The sequence below is a fragment of the Pseudomonas sp. 06C 126 genome (assembly GCF_001855215.1).
In the GTDB taxonomy this organism is placed as follows: Bacteria; Pseudomonadota; Gammaproteobacteria; order Pseudomonadales; family Pseudomonadaceae; genus Aquipseudomonas; species Aquipseudomonas proteolytica.
Window position 1 is genome coordinate 58,262 of sequence record NZ_MIFU01000074.1, and the last position, 14,003, is coordinate 72,264.

14 protein-coding genes are annotated in these 14,003 nt (G+C 59.9%); 4 read left to right on the top strand and 10 right to left on the bottom strand.

Features of this window, described 5'->3' with window-relative positions; all coding sequences use genetic code 11:
- Positions 1–68: 68 nt before the first annotated feature.
- On the bottom strand, positions 69–740 hold the full coding sequence (rnt, locus tag BHC62_RS09040) for a ribonuclease T (protein WP_029295237.1): 672 nt from the start codon (positions 738–740) through the stop codon (positions 69–71).
- Positions 737–1,783, bottom strand: coding sequence for a dihydroorotase (gene pyrC, locus BHC62_RS09045; RefSeq protein WP_070994783.1), 1,047 nt, complete (start codon positions 1,781–1,783; stop codon positions 737–739). The genes rnt and pyrC overlap by 4 nt, the downstream gene beginning before the upstream one ends.
- Before the next feature lie 156 nt (positions 1,784–1,939).
- Here pyrC and BHC62_RS09050 point away from each other — a divergent pair, with 156 nt between their 5' ends.
- The 3 genes from BHC62_RS09050 (at position 1,940) to BHC62_RS09060 (ending at position 5,533) form a co-directional block, all read left to right on the top strand.
- Complete coding sequence (locus BHC62_RS09050; protein ID WP_070994784.1) at positions 1,940–2,848, top strand: OmpA family protein; 909 nt, start codon at positions 1,940–1,942, stop codon at positions 2,846–2,848.
- Between the two features lie 212 nt (positions 2,849–3,060).
- Complete coding sequence (locus BHC62_RS09055; protein ID WP_029295244.1) at positions 3,061–4,278, top strand: argininosuccinate synthase; 1,218 nt, start codon at positions 3,061–3,063, stop codon at positions 4,276–4,278.
- Positions 4,279–4,900: 622 nt separating this feature from the next.
- Entirely contained in the window at positions 4,901–5,533 is a 633-nt protein-coding gene (locus tag BHC62_RS09060) for a response regulator transcription factor (protein WP_029295246.1), read from the top strand.
- 61 nt (positions 5,534–5,594) lie between these two features.
- Here the strand turns inward: BHC62_RS09060 and BHC62_RS09065 are convergent, their stop codons facing one another.
- From BHC62_RS09065 to metG, 8 genes are all read right to left on the bottom strand, one after another.
- Positions 5,595–5,777 (bottom strand): PA3496 family putative envelope integrity protein, encoded by a 183-nt coding sequence (locus tag BHC62_RS09065; RefSeq protein WP_029295249.1) that lies wholly within the window; start codon positions 5,775–5,777, stop codon positions 5,595–5,597.
- A 107-nt stretch (positions 5,778–5,884) separates the two neighbouring features.
- The gene (gene nth, locus BHC62_RS09070; RefSeq protein WP_029295251.1) at positions 5,885–6,523 is read right to left on the bottom strand and encodes an endonuclease III; all 639 of its coding nucleotides are present in this window, start codon (positions 6,521–6,523) and stop codon (positions 5,885–5,887) included.
- Between the two features lie 16 nt (positions 6,524–6,539).
- Positions 6,540–7,043 carry an Rnf-Nqr domain containing protein gene (locus BHC62_RS09075; RefSeq protein WP_070994785.1) on the bottom strand — a complete coding sequence of 168 codons (504 nt, stop codon included), beginning with the start codon at positions 7,041–7,043 and terminating at the stop codon, positions 6,540–6,542.
- A complete protein-coding gene (locus BHC62_RS09080) occupies positions 7,036–7,641 on the bottom strand; it encodes an RnfABCDGE type electron transport complex subunit G (RefSeq protein WP_070994786.1) in 606 nt (201 codons plus the stop codon). The genes BHC62_RS09075 and BHC62_RS09080 overlap by 8 nt, the downstream gene beginning before the upstream one ends.
- Complete coding sequence (locus BHC62_RS09085; RefSeq protein ID WP_143007514.1) at positions 7,638–8,603, bottom strand: RnfABCDGE type electron transport complex subunit D; 966 nt, start codon at positions 8,601–8,603, stop codon at positions 7,638–7,640. Before BHC62_RS09085 ends, BHC62_RS09080 begins: the two co-directional genes overlap by 4 nt.
- Entirely contained in the window at positions 8,590–9,798 is a 1,209-nt protein-coding gene (gene rsxB, locus BHC62_RS09090) for an electron transport complex subunit RsxB (RefSeq protein WP_070994788.1), read from the bottom strand. Before rsxB ends, BHC62_RS09085 begins: the two co-directional genes overlap by 14 nt.
- Positions 9,795–10,346 carry an Rnf-Nqr domain containing protein gene (locus tag BHC62_RS09095; protein ID WP_070994789.1) on the bottom strand — a complete coding sequence of 184 codons (552 nt, stop codon included), beginning with the start codon at positions 10,344–10,346 and terminating at the stop codon, positions 9,795–9,797. Before BHC62_RS09095 ends, rsxB begins: the two co-directional genes overlap by 4 nt.
- A gap of 106 nt (positions 10,347–10,452) precedes the next feature.
- Entirely contained in the window at positions 10,453–12,504 is a 2,052-nt protein-coding gene (gene metG, locus BHC62_RS09100) for a methionine--tRNA ligase (RefSeq protein ID WP_029295265.1), read from the bottom strand.
- A 171-nt stretch (positions 12,505–12,675) separates the two neighbouring features.
- Here metG and apbC point away from each other — a divergent pair, with 171 nt between their 5' ends.
- Positions 12,676–13,770: an iron-sulfur cluster carrier protein ApbC gene (apbC, locus tag BHC62_RS09105; protein ID WP_070994790.1), complete on the top strand. Its 1,095-nt coding sequence runs from the start codon at positions 12,676–12,678 to the stop codon at positions 13,768–13,770.
- Positions 13,771–14,003: the final 233 nt, after the last annotated feature.

The window sequence follows — 14,003 nt, forward strand, 5'->3', positions numbered from 1 at the left end:
CAGGGTTGCGGTAAAAAAAACCGGCCTGAGAAGGCCGGTTTTTTTATGAGTGGGATTTGGCGACGCAATCAGTCGCTGAAGTCTTCCCAGCCGCCCATCTGTTTCCAGCGGTTGACGATGCCGCAGAACAGGTCGGCGGTCTTCTCGGTGTCGTAGCGAGCCGAGTGGGCTTCACGTCCGTCGAAGTCGATGCCGGCTGCCTGGCATGCCTTGGCCAATACGGTCTGGCCATAAGCCAGGCCAGCCAGGGTAGCGGTGTCAAAGCTGGAGAACGGGTGAAACGGGTTGCGTTTCATGTCCAGGCGCGCCACGGCGGCGTTGAGGAAGCCCAGGTCGAAACTGCTGTTGTGGCCGACCAGGATCGCGCGTTTGCAGCCGTTGGCCTTCAAGGCCTTGCGCACGCCACGGAAGATGTCGGTCAATGCCGCCTCTTCGCTGACGGCCATGCGCAACGGATGGTCGAGCTTGATCCCGGTGAACTCCAGGGCTGCTGCTTCGATATTGGCGCCTTCAAACGGCTCGACGCGGAAGAAATGGGTGTGTTCTGGATACACAAAGCCCTGTTCGTCCATGCCGATGGTGGTTGCCGCAATTTCCAGCAGTGCATCGGTGGCGCAATTGAAACCGCCGGTTTCTACGTCGATAACGACCGGCAGATAGCCGCGAAAACGCTCGGCCATCGGGTGACGCGAACCGCCGCCACCGTGTTCCTGTTCGTCGTCGTAATGGTCTTCACTCACGGGTGTTCCTCCAGCAGGCGCCAGCGCAGTGTTTCACCGGCGCGCAGCGGGATAACGGTCAGCTCGCCAAATGGCAGGCTGGTGGGGGCGGTCCAGTCTTCACGGACCAGGGTAATACGGTCGGTATTCGCCGGCAGGCCATAGAAACGCGGGCCATTGAGGCTGGCGAAGGCCTCGAGTTTGTCCAGGGCATTGCGCGATTCGAAGGCCTCGGCGTACAGCTCGATCGCCGCGTAGGCGGTGTAGCAACCGGCGCAACCGCAGGCGGCTTCCTTGGCGTGCTGGGCGTGGGGCGCCGAGTCGGTGCCGAGGAAGAACTTCGCGCTGCCGCTGGTAGCCGCATCGAGCAATGCCACCTGATGGGTGTTGCGCTTGAGGATCGGCAGGCAATAGAAGTGCGGCCGAATCCCGCCCACCAGCATGTGGTTGCGGTTGTACAGCAGGTGGTGCGCGGTGATGGTTGCGCCGACGTTGGCCGAAGCCTCGGTGACGAACTGCACGGCGTCTGCGGTGGTGATGTGCTCGAACACGACCTTGAGGGTCGGGAACAGCTCGACCACGCGGCGCATGTGCTCGTCGATGAAGATCTTCTCGCGATCGAAGACATCCACATCGCCACGGGTGACTTCACCGTGGATCAGCAGCGGCATGCCTACTTCGGCCATGGCTTCGATGGCGGGCAGGATCTTGTCGATACTGGTTACGCCGGAGTCGGAGTTGGTCGTGGCGCCGGCCGGGTACAGCTTGGCGGCGTGCACGAAACCGCTGGCCTTGGCCTCGCGGATTTCGGCGGGCTGGGTGCGGTCGGTAAGGTAAAGCACCATCAACGGTTCGAAGCGGCTACCGGCCGGTCGTGCAGCGAGGATGCGCTGGCGATAGGCGTCGGCTTCAGCGGCATTACGCACCGGAGGTACCAGGTTAGGCATGATGATGGCGCGGCCAAACGTGCGCGCAACATCGGCCACGGTTTGGGGCAACGCAGCACCATCGCGAAGATGAATATGCCAGTCGTCGGGACGCAGCAGGGTCAGGCGGTCGGACATTGGGGATTCCAGGCGGGTCAATCTGGTGGGAATGCTACCGGAAAAGACTCTTGCAGGCACTCGCTATCAAGTTTTGCAGGGTGCGACCGATATCCCTGGGTATGCCTTAACGATGTATGACGCCTTGATGTGTTGTAGAAACCAGTGGAGCCGCCCGTGCGCCAGCAATATCTAGCCCTGCTCAGCGTGTTCGCCAGCCTGCCCGCGATGGCCCTGACATTCCAGACGCGCCTGGAGAATATCGAGTGGAAGGTGGAAGGCGACAAGTTCGAGTGCCGCTTGAGCCAGCCGATCGCCGATTTTGGTTCGGGGGAGTTCGTGCGCAGGGCCGGCGAGCAGGCGACATTTCGTCTGAAAGCCTATAACGGCGCGCTGGGCGTTGGATCTGCCACGCTATTGGCAGCGGCCGCGCCGTGGCAGCCGGGGCGCGGTGATATCAACCTCGGTGCCGTGCGTGCGGGCAGCGGCGATGTGCTGTTCAACAGCTCCCAGGCCCAGGCCGGACGCCTGTTCAACGGCTTGCTGGATGGCCGCAGCCCCACCGTGCGCCACTATTCCCGGGACGGCGGTTATTCGGAAATCCGCCTGCTGCCGGTGCGATTCAATAAGGCCTATAGCGACTACCAGTTGTGTACCGCGAAGTTGCTGCCGATGAACTTCGAGCAGGTCAAGCAGGCGGAAGTAGGTTTTCCGGGCGGGGGTATCGACCTGGACCCGGCAGCCAAGGCCAAGCTGATGGTGATGCTCGAATTCATCAAGGCCGACCCTACGGTCAACCATATCGAACTGGACGGCCACTCGGACAACAGCGGCAACCGCCTGACCAATCGCGACCTGTCCCGGCGCCGGGGCTTGGCGGTGATGGACTTCTTCAAGGCCAACGGCATCCCCGAGTCGCAGATTGTCCTGCGCTTCCATGGTGAGCGTTATCCGTTGGTACCCAATACCAATCCGGCCAACCGGGCGAAGAACCGGCGGGTCAATATCCACCTCGATCGCGTACCGGCCCCCGAAAAACCGGCCCCCCAGGCCACGGCCCCGGCGAATGCGGCAGCGACCTCCTGATATTCCTCTGTGGGAGCTGCCTGCCAGCGGTGGTCATCAACGATGACGCTGGGCATCTGATGCCCACGGCTAAGGCGTTTTGAGGTGCGGCCATTCGTCGCTCGCCCGACATAATCTGTCGCTTTATCTTCATTTGCTGTCGCGCCCCTGTAATTTCACGGTTTTGATCGGTAGAATCGACGCCTTTCCGTAAAACCCCGTGGAGTGATGGCATGGCCGACGTAAACAAGGTCGTTCTCGCGTATTCCGGCGGCCTGGACACTTCGGTGATCCTCAAGTGGCTGCAGGATACTTATAACTGTGAAGTGGTGACCTTTACCGCTGACCTGGGTCAGGGCGAAGAGGTCGAACCTGCACGAGCCAAGGCGCAAGCCATGGGCGTCAAAGAGATCTACATTGACGACCTGCGCGAAGAATTCGTCCGCGATTTCGTTTTCCCGATGTTTCGCGCCAACACCGTCTACGAAGGCGAGTACCTGCTGGGTACTTCCATCGCACGTCCGCTGATCGCTAAGCGCCTGATCGAAATCGCCAACGAAACTGGCGCTGACGCCATTTCCCATGGCGCCACCGGCAAGGGCAACGACCAGGTGCGTTTCGAACTGGGCGCCTATGCCTTGAAACCCGGCGTAAAAGTGATTGCCCCTTGGCGTGAGTGGGACCTGCTGTCCCGCGAAAAACTGATGGATTACGCTGAAAAGCACGCCATCCCGATCGAGCGCCACGGTAAGAAGAAGTCCCCGTACTCGATGGACGCCAACCTGCTGCATATCTCTTATGAAGGCGGCGTGCTGGAAGACACCTGGACCGAGCACGAAGAAGACATGTGGAAGTGGACCGTCTCCCCGGAGAACGCTCCCGATAAGCCGCAGTACCTTGAACTGACCTATCGCAACGGCGATATCGTCGCGCTGGATGGCGTCGAAATGACCCCGGCCACTGTACTGGCGACCCTGAACCGTATCGGTGGCGAGCACGGTATTGGTCGTCTGGATATCGTAGAGAACCGTTACGTGGGCATGAAGTCCCGTGGCTGCTACGAAACCCCAGGTGGCACCATCATGCTGCGCGCTCACCGCGCCATCGAGTCCATCACCCTGGACCGCGAAGTGGCACACCTAAAAGATGAGCTGATGCCCAAGTACGCCAGCCTGATCTACACCGGTTACTGGTGGAGCCCTGAGCGCCTGATGCTGCAACAGATGATCGACGCTTCCCAGGTCCATGTGAACGGTGTTGTGCGCCTGAAACTGTACAAGGGCAACGTGATCGTTACCGGTCGCAAGTCCGATGAGTCGCTGTTCGATGCCAACATCGCCACGTTTGAAGAAGATGGCGGTGCTTACAATCAGGCTGACGCTGCGGGTTTCATCAAGCTCAATGCACTGCGCATGCGCATTGCGGCGAACAAAGGCCGCAAGTTGTTCTGAAGTATCTGAAGCCTCATAAAAATGGTCCCTCGGTAAGAGGGGCCATTTTTTTTGCCTGGAATTAGGGTGAGTGTTTATTGATGTTTAATGTTGTCACTCGAGAGTGAGGCTTGCGGTGTTTCTTAGTGTTTTTGCGCTTGGATTTTGTATCTGAAAGTTGGTCCGCCCGGTGCGTGGTGTTAATTGTGTTTAAATCCATTCGGTTGTTTAGTAGGGCGGACGGGGTGTTTTATTTAGTTTGTGGAAATATCTGTCAGATAATTCCAGGTATTGTCAGTAGCTATTGCACAAGGGAACTTTTTTGAAATGCCTTAGGCGGCTGCGGCGCCCGCACAAGCGGGCCGTGCAATAGGTATTTGCTGTGATTGGCGTGCGTCCCGTTTACTTTTCCGGGGCACCGGGGGCTTTTTTTGCTCAAGATATGTTTGGCCGCGGAAAGTTCTGAAAGGCTGAACAAAAACCGACACATCCATATAGGCGTTTTTTTGTAGTCCTATTCTCATAACTTTGTGGGTTGGGTCTCTGCTTGTCGTTACTTGGGGGGGAGTGCTATGCCAAGGACGAAACGACTAGGCTATTGTGCTGGTTCTGAATAATTCGAACAGCGAAATTGGACTTGCCCATGAATAAAGTGCTGATCGTGGATGATCATCCCGTCATTCGTCTTGCTGTACGCATGCTAATGGAACGTCATGGTTATGAGGTCGTTGCAGAGACCGATAACGGAGTCGACGCGTTGCAACTAGCACGGGAGCATATGCCGGATATTGTCATCCTGGATATTGGAATCCCCAAACTTGACGGCCTGGAAGTTATTTGTCGCCTGTCTTCCACAAAACAGGTGCAACCGTTCAAGGTACTGGTGCTGACGTCACAGGCGCCCGGCCACTTTTCCATGCGCTGCATGCAGGCCGGCGCAGCGGGCTACGTGTGCAAGCAGCAGGACCTCACCGAGTTGCTGAGCGCGATCAAGGCGGTGCTGTCTGGCTACAGCTACTTCCCCAACCAGGCACTCAACTCGGTGCGCTCCACACAGGGCAACACCAGTGAAGCCGATATGGTCGAGCGGCTCTCAGGCCGGGAGATGATGGTGTTGCAGCAATTGGCCCAGGGAAAGACCAACAAGGAGATCGCTGATGGGATGTTCCTCAGCAACAAGACGGTGAGCACGTACAAGACTCGCTTGCTGCTCAAGCTCAATGCCCGGTCCCTGGTGGACCTGATCGAGCTCGCTCAGCGTAACGGCCTGGTTTAAGAAGCAGGGAGCAACAGGCAGGAAAAGCCTCCATGGCGGAGGCTTCTGTGTGATCGCTTGGCTAGAGATCGAAATCGTATTCGGCCAACTGTTTTTGCAAGCGTCGCTCTTCCAGAAGGTTGTCGATGGTGCGGCGTTTGCTCAAATTGGTCTTGGCAACTTCTACAGGTGCCTCGGCTGCCTCGTCGGCGTCGGTGGCCACAAAGTCATCTTCTACATCCAGTTGTTCTTTGCCAGTGCTCATAAGGTTAACTCCAGGCTAAGACTGCCGTTGGGGCTCCTTATATCGACAATCGTGCACCGGGTAAAAAAGATTTTTTCAATCGACTGATCAATAAAAGCAATGATTGCTCAATCGTCCGACGTCTTTTCCTTGTATTCACACAAATCTTCGATGCGACAGCTGCCACAGCGCGGCTTGCGGGCCTGGCACACATAACGACCGTGCAGGATCAACCAATGGTGTGAGTCGAGCAGGTAAGGTTTGGGTACAAACTTCATCAGTTGCTTCTCCACTTCCACCACATTCTTTCCCGGAGCGATTCCGGTGCGGTTGCTGACGCGGAAAATGTGGGTGTCCACCGCCATGGTCAATTGGCGAAATGCAGTATTGAGCACCACATTGGCGGTCTTGCGGCCTACGCCGGGCAATGCCTCGAGTGCTTCCCGGGTTTCTGGCACTTCTCCACCATGCAACTCGACCAGCAACCGGCAGGTTTCAATGACGTTTTTCGCCTTGCTGTTGTAAAGGCCAATGGTCTTGATGTACTGCGACAACCCTTCAACCCCCAGGGCGTGGATCGCGGCCGGGGTGTTGGCGACCGGGAACAGCTTGGCCGTGGCCTTGTTAACGCCCACGTCCGTCGATTGCGCAGACAGGATCACGGCAATCAGCAACTCGAACGGCGACGAGTAGGCCAGTTCGGTCTTGGGCTCCGGGTTGTCCTCGTGAAACCGGCGAAAGATCTCCAGGCGTTTTGCGGCATTCATGGGGCGAGCTGTTCCTTCAAAGAGGTGTGCGGCGTTGGGTCCAGGCTTGCCACCCGGCAAGCAGTAACCCGAGCAGGATAAACCCTGTAGGGGCAAGGATGGCGATGCTGTTGCCGAGTAAAAAACGCAATAGGGCGAGAGCGAGCAGCAACCCGGCGGCTACGGCGAACAGTTGGAGCCGCGCCCTGCGCCGGTCGGTGGCGAACAAACCCTCATGCTCAAGCAGTACGCATTGCATACCGATCAGCGCCAGGTATGCCCCCACGGGGGTAGACGGGCCTAAGGCCAGGGCTTGCGCCACTAAATGCGCGCAACTGACCCAGGTGGTGGCCAGCAACACATTGGCAGCCAGCCGCCAGTTGCCACTGAGGTGGTTGCGTACCCAGCCGCAGCTGCAGCCATGCAACGTCAAGATCGTTACCCACAGAGCCCAGAAGGCCACAGCGCTCGCCAGCGTAGCGCTGACACCCAGCAGCGCAGGCAGCAGTAACAGGCTGCCGAGGGCGAATGGCTTAGTCATGGCCGGTGGTCTCCAGCAGCGCCTGACGATGCTCGTCAAAGTAACGCAAGGCATCATGGATCGCGTTGATCACCGCGCGGGAGGTAATAGTCGCACCGGCCATCTGGTCAAACTGGCCGCTGTCTTTCTTCAGCGCCCAAACCTGTGGGTTTTCCCGCGACATGCCCATGAATGAGGCCAGCCACGCATTACCAGGCTCGCCAATGTGCCCGCCCAGGCTCGGCGTTTCTCTGTGCTCCAGGGTCTTTACCCCGAGCAGCTTGGCGTTGTGGTCGATGGCAATCAGCAACTCTATGCACCCACCGTATCCATCGACCTGCGAGCGCAGCACCACCGCACTGGGGGTGCCGGCCAAGGTCGCGCGGTAACCACCCAGCAGTTGGCTGTTGTCCAGCATTCCCGAGGTGATGCCTAAAGGCTGCTCCAGCGGTTGATTGTCATAGCTGCCGACGGGCAGCACATCCAACAGCGCCCGACTGTGCATTTCACGCAGCTGCGCGGCAATCGGCTTGGCGGTCAGCTGTTGCAGGCCTATCGTCAGGCCCGCCGCGCCGATGGCGATCAGCAGCACGATCACGGCTTGAGACGTGCGCTTCATGCCTTCACCGCCTGCGGCTGCGTCCAGCGCTCAAGTGCCGGCACCGCCAGGTTCATCATCAGCACCGCAAACGCCAGGCCATCCGGGTAACTGCCCCAGGTGCGGATCAGATAGGTCAGCACTCCCACGCCTACACCAAACAGCAGGCGCGCCCGCGCACTTTTCGCACCCGACACGGGCTCGGTGATGATAAAGAAGGCCCCGAGCATGGTGGCCCCGGTCAACAGATGAAACAGCGGCGAGCCGTGGGAGTCGGACCCGGAGCCGTTCCAGCACAGCAAGCTGATAACAAACAGGCTGGCAAGCATGCCCACCGGCGCATGCCAACTGAAGACCCGTTGCTGCAGCAAAAAGAGGCCGCCCGCGAGAAACGCCAGGTTCACCCACTCGCTGCCTTTACCGGCGATTTGGCCGAAGGCCGGGTGGCGGGCAAACAGCTCATCGATGGTCAGGCTGTTGTTGATGCGCAAAGCGTCCAGCGCCGTGGCTCGGGCCCAGGCATCGGCGGTCTCGCCGTGCAGGCCGAACACCTGCTGCAGGCCGGCCAGCAGGTCGAGGCCGTGGGACGCCGGCCAATGGGTCATCGGTTGGGGGAAAGCCAGCAGCATCAGCGCATAACCGAGCATGGCCGGGTTGAAGGGGTTCTGTTTGCCGCCATACAGGTGTTTGCCCAACAGCAATCCACTGCTGACGGCGCCCAGGCATAACCACCACGGGCAATAAGGGGGCAGCGCCAGGGCCAGCAGCGTCGCGCTGACCAGGCCGCTCAGGTCGTTGGAGCCATGACCGCGCAACCGGCGCACCCCGGCTTCGACTGCCCATGCGCAGGTGCCGGCCAGCAACAGATTGATCAACACGCCCCAGCCATATAGCCAGAACAGCACCAGCAAGCCAGGCGTTGCCGCCATTAACAGGCGCTGCATGGCCTGTTGCTGGCGCTCGATAACCTCAGGCGCCGACATGTTCATCCACCAAGCGCTGGGCGTCATCCAGGCGCTGCCTGGCGTTCGTCAACTCGGTTGTACTGCTGGCAGGTTGGCGCTCGAGTTTGCTCAGGTCGGCGCGGGCATAGGCCAGCGCCGTCTTCAACTGGCGAAGCTGGCTGTCGATGGGCCGCTTCTCGACACGTTGCAGGTCAGGCCGAGGCTGCTCGGAGGTTTCTTCGGCGGCATGCAAGGCCTGTTCGGCGGCGGTCAGGGCTGCAGCCAGCGTGGCCAGTTGCTCGGCATCGGCAAGGGTGTCCTGGGCTTTTTTCAGCGCGGCGCGGCGCATGGCCAGCTGGATTTTTGCCTGCTTGAGCCCAGGATCTTTAATGGCCTTGGGAGGCGTCGCCGCAGGGGCGTTTGCTTGAAGCGCGATCAATGCCTGTTCGGCGCACTCAAATTGCTGCTGCAGGATGATCAATTGCGACTGCTGCTCAAAGGTCGGCGGATGGCCAAAGGCTTTCAAGGATTTGTGCAGTTGGGCCCGGCTCATGGCCAGGTTGATCTTGGCTTTTTTAAGCGCTGCGTCGATGTCTGCGGCTTTTTGCGCACGCACGCGTTCGATGGCGGCCTGTAGCGGATTGCTATTGATCGCTTCGCTGGGGGCCGGGCGTTGGTTGCGGGCCAGGCGTTCGGCCAGCTTGTGCGCTTCCTCGCGTTGCAGCCGTGCATTGCGCTGCTCGAAGCGACGCCGGGCGCGATCACGCTTGGTCGCCCGCGCCTGGCGCTCCTCGGCCGTAGTGGCATAGCCCGCGACAATCGGCAGTACCGTGGCCTGGGGCAGTGGCAGCATGTCGATGCAATCCACCGGGCAAGGCGCGACACACAGGTCACAGCCGGTGCATTCATCCACGATAACGGTGTGCATCAGCTTGGCCGCGCCGACAATCGCATCCACCGGGCAGGCCTGGATGCACTTGGTGCAGCCGATGCACTCGGCCTCGCGGATGAAGGCAACCTGCGCGGGTGCTTCGCCACGGGCGCGGTCCAGCTCCAAGGGGGGCAAGCTCAACAACTGCGCCAGCTCGGCAATGGTCTCGGTGCCGCCCGGGGGGCACTTGTTGATGGCTTCGCCCTGGGCGATACCCTCGGCGTAGGGTCTGCAACCCGGGTGCCCGCATTTGCCGCATTGGGTCTGGGGCAGCAGGGCATCGATACGTTCAATCAGGCTCATGGTTTGATCATTGCGTTTAAGCCCAGGAACGCCACCGCCAGCAGCCCGGCACTCAGCAGGTCCACGGGCAGGCCTTTGAAGGGCCTGGGGATATCGTTTTCGTCTATTCGCTGGCGCAGGTCGTTGAACAGGCTGAGGACCAGCCAGAACGCGGGGCCGATGCCCAGGCTATAGATCAGCTCGCCTGCGTTGCCCGGGCCCAGGAGGGCCACGCTGAGCACGCCGGTGCTAGCCAGCAGCGGCACCCATAACCCATCGAAGGGCAGTGCGGGCACGCGGCGGGCAAGCGCATTCAGCAACGGCTGACTCAATAGAATCACCACGGGTACATAAGCAAACAGCCATAACGCGCCCAGCGCCAAGGGTTGTAATACAAATTTATCCAGCAGGCAGGCCGATAGGCCGCTGAATGCGACCAACAACGTGGTCGCCAACCCCAGGGCATGCACCCGCCGCCGCTCCAGCTGTGGATCACCGGGCAGCGTCAGACGCAGCAGGTAATGGCTGATCAGGGCGGCGCTGAGAAGGGCGACAAGCAGTTCGGTCATGGTCGAGCCGGTTAAGCAAACAGGGCCTGATTATCCGGCAAGCAGGAAGAGGGTACTAGCGCAAACCGCCCTGTCGCGGCCAATCACCGCGACAGGGCACTTCGGGTTACTTGATGCGCTGGCCAGGCTTGGCGCCGCTGTCCGGGCTGAGCAGGTAGATTTCCTCGCCGCCGGGACCTGCCGCCATCACCATGCCTTCGGAAATACCGAACTTCATTTTCCGTGGCTTGAGGTTGGCAATCATCATGGTCAGCCGACCATCGAGCTTGGACGGATCCGGATAGGCACTCTTGATCCCGGAGAACACATTGCGCTGCTCATCACCGATATCCAGAGTCAGGCGCAACAGCTTGTCGGCGCCTTCCACGGCTTCGGCCTTGATGATCAGTGCAACCCGCAGGTCCACCGCGGCAAACGCGTCGAAGTCGATTTCCGGCGACAGCGGATCCTTGGCCAGCTCGCCATTGCCCGCTGGGGCTGCCTGGCCGGTATCGGTCTGGCTGGCGGTCAGGTCTTCCTTGGAGGCGTCCGTCATGGCCTGTACCTTGACCGGGTCGATACGGGTCATCAGCGGCTTGAATTCGTTGAGCTGATGGTTGTTGAGCAGGCTGGTGTGGTCATTCCAGGTCAACGGTGCAACGTTGAGGAACGCCTCGGCGTCAGCGGCCAGCAACGGCAGCACCGGCTTGAGGAAGATCACCAACTGGCGGAACAGGTTGATGCCGGTGGCGCAGATGGCCTGGACTTCATCCTGCTTGCCTTCCTGCTTGTTCAATGACCACGGCGCCTTGTCGGCGATCCAGGCGTTGGCACGGTCGGCCAGGCCCATGATCTCGCGCATGGCACGGGCAAAGTCGCGGGCTTCATAGGCATCGGCGATGCTTGGCGCGGCGGCCAGGAAGGCGTCGGTCAGCTCCGGCGCGGCGTTGACCGGCACCATCACGCCAGCATTGCCCTTGTGGATAAAACCGGCGCAACGGCTGGCGATGTTGACCACCTTGCCCACCAGGTCCGAATTGACCTTCTGCACGAAGTCTTCCAGGTTCAGGTCCAGGTCGTCGACGCCACGGCCCAGCTTGGAGGCGTAGTAGTAGCGCAGGTATTCCGGCGACAGGTGGTCCAGATAGGTGCGCGCCTTGATAAAGGTGCCACGGGACTTGGACATCTTCTGGCCATTGACCGTCAGGTAACCGTGTACGGCGATGCCGGTTGGCTTGCGGTAGCCCGAACCTTCGAGCATTGCTGGCCAGAACAGGGCGTGGAAGTTGACGATATCCTTGCCGATGAAATGGTACAGCTCGGCGGTGGAGTCCTTGCCCCAGAACGCGTCGAAGTCCAGCTCAGGCGTGCGGTCGCAGAGGTTCTTGAAGCTGGCCATGTAGCCGATCGGCGCATCCAGCCATACATAAAAGTATTTGCCCGGCTCATCGGGGATCTCGAAGCCGAAGTACGGCGCATCGCGGGAGATGTCCCACTGTTGCAGGCCGGCATCCAGCCATTCGGCGATCTTGTTCGCCACCGCGTCCTGCAGGGTGCCGCTGCGGGTCCAGGTTTGCAGCATTTCCTGGAAGTCCGGGAGCTTGAAGAAGAAGTGCTGGGAATCCTTGAGTACCGGGGTGGCGCCCGAGATCGCCGACTTCGGATCCTTCAGGTCGGTCGGTGCGTAGGTGGCACCGCATTTTTCGCAGTTGTCGCCGTACTGATCTTCAGTGCCGCACTTGGGGCAGGTGCCCTTGATGAAGCGGTCGGCCAGGAACATTTTCTTTTCCGGGTCGAAATACTGGGTGATCGAGCGCGTGGCAATGTGCCCAGCGTCACGCAGTTTCAGGTAGATCTGGCTCGACAGCTCGCGGTTTTCTTCGGCGTGGGTCGAGTGGAAGTTGTCGAAATCCACCAGGAACTCGGCAAAGTCGGCGCTATGTTCAGCCTGGACGTTGGCGATCAGTTGTTCCGGAGTGATGCCTTCCTTTTCGGCGCGCAACATGATGGCCGAACCGTGGGCGTCGTCCGCGCAGACATAAATGCATTGATTGCCGCGATGCTTCTGGAAGCGCACCCACATATCGGTCTGGATGTACTCAAGCATATGGCCAAGATGGATGGAACCATTGGCATAGGGCAGGGCGCTGGTGACGAGGATCTTGCGTGGCTCGGACATGGGGCTCGGCTACTTGATGAAACGGAGGTCGGCCACTATAAAGCGCCGGGAAATTTATTTCACCCCGTGAGGCTGTTTCAGGGTTTTCCAATGTCGCGAAAGCATGCCCCTCAAGCGCTGGAACGGTTAGGATAGCCGCCTGTTTTAGTCTGTCTTTTCCGGGAGTAGCCCATGAGCGCCGTCAATCGCGCAGCGGTGGAAGCCGTTCTTCGCCAGTACACCGATCCCTATCTTAACCAGGACCCGGTCAGCGCCGGCTGTGTCCGGGCCATTGATGTGCAGGGCGATCAGGTCACGGTCCAGCTTGAACTGGGCTACGCCGCAGGTTTGTTCAAGAGTGGCTGGGCACAGATGCTGCAAATGGCCATTGAAGGCCTGGACGGTGTGCGTTCGGCCAAGGTCGACATCCAGTGCGTGATCGCCGCGCACAAGGCCCAGGCCCAGATCCCTGGCCTGGCCAACGTCAAGAACGTGGTGGCCGTGGCATCCGGCAAGGGCGGCGTGGGCAAGTCGACCACCGCGGCCAACCTGGCCCTGGCCCTGGCCCGTGAAGGGGCCAGGGTGGGGATTCTCGACGCCGATATCTATGGCCCCAGCCAAGGCGTGATGTTCGGCATTGCCGAAGGTTCGCGGCCGAAGATCAAGGACCAGAAGTGGTTCGTGCCGATCCAGGCCCATGGCGTGGAAGTGATGTCGATGGCGTTCCTCACCGATGACAACACGCCTATGGTCTGGCGTGGGCCGATGGTCTCCGGGGCCTTGATGCAGCTGGTGATGCAGACCGATTGGGGCAACCTCGACTACCTGGTGATCGACATGCCGCCAGGCACCGGTGATATCCAACTGACCCTGGCGCAAAAGGTGCCGGTGGCGGGTGCCGTGATCGTGACCACGCCCCAGGACCTGGCGCTGCTCGACGCGCGTAAAGGCGTGGAGATGTTCCGCAAGGTCAACATCCCGGTGCTGGGTGTGGTGGAAAACATGGCGGTGCACATCTGCTCCAACTGCGGTCATGCCGAGCATCTGTTCGGCGAAGGCGGCGGCGAGAAACTCGCCACCCAATATGGCGTTGAGCTGCTGGCGTCGTTGCCGCTGTCGATGGGCATTCGTGAGCAGGCCGATGGTGGCAAACCGACGGTGGTCGCCGAGCCCGACGGGCAGATCGCCATGGTCTACCAGGAGCTTGCCCGTCACGTGGGCGCGCGGATCGTCTTGCAGGAAGCCGGTTCCCAGGCAATGCCGACCATCACTGTCAGCGACGACTGATCGACCTCAAGGTAAAAAAGCCTCGACCTTGTCGGGGCTTTTTAATGTCTGGCGTAAACCTTTTGGGAGGCTGGGTACGCATTTCCCTAATGGCCCGTGTAAGCATTCGCTTACTTTTTCGTAAGTGTTTGGTTTTTTAACCGTGCCGGGACGTCTCAAATTACCCGGATACATTTATATCTTATTGAAAAATAACATTTAATTTTTTTATGAGGAGGGCGATTGCGTGTTGT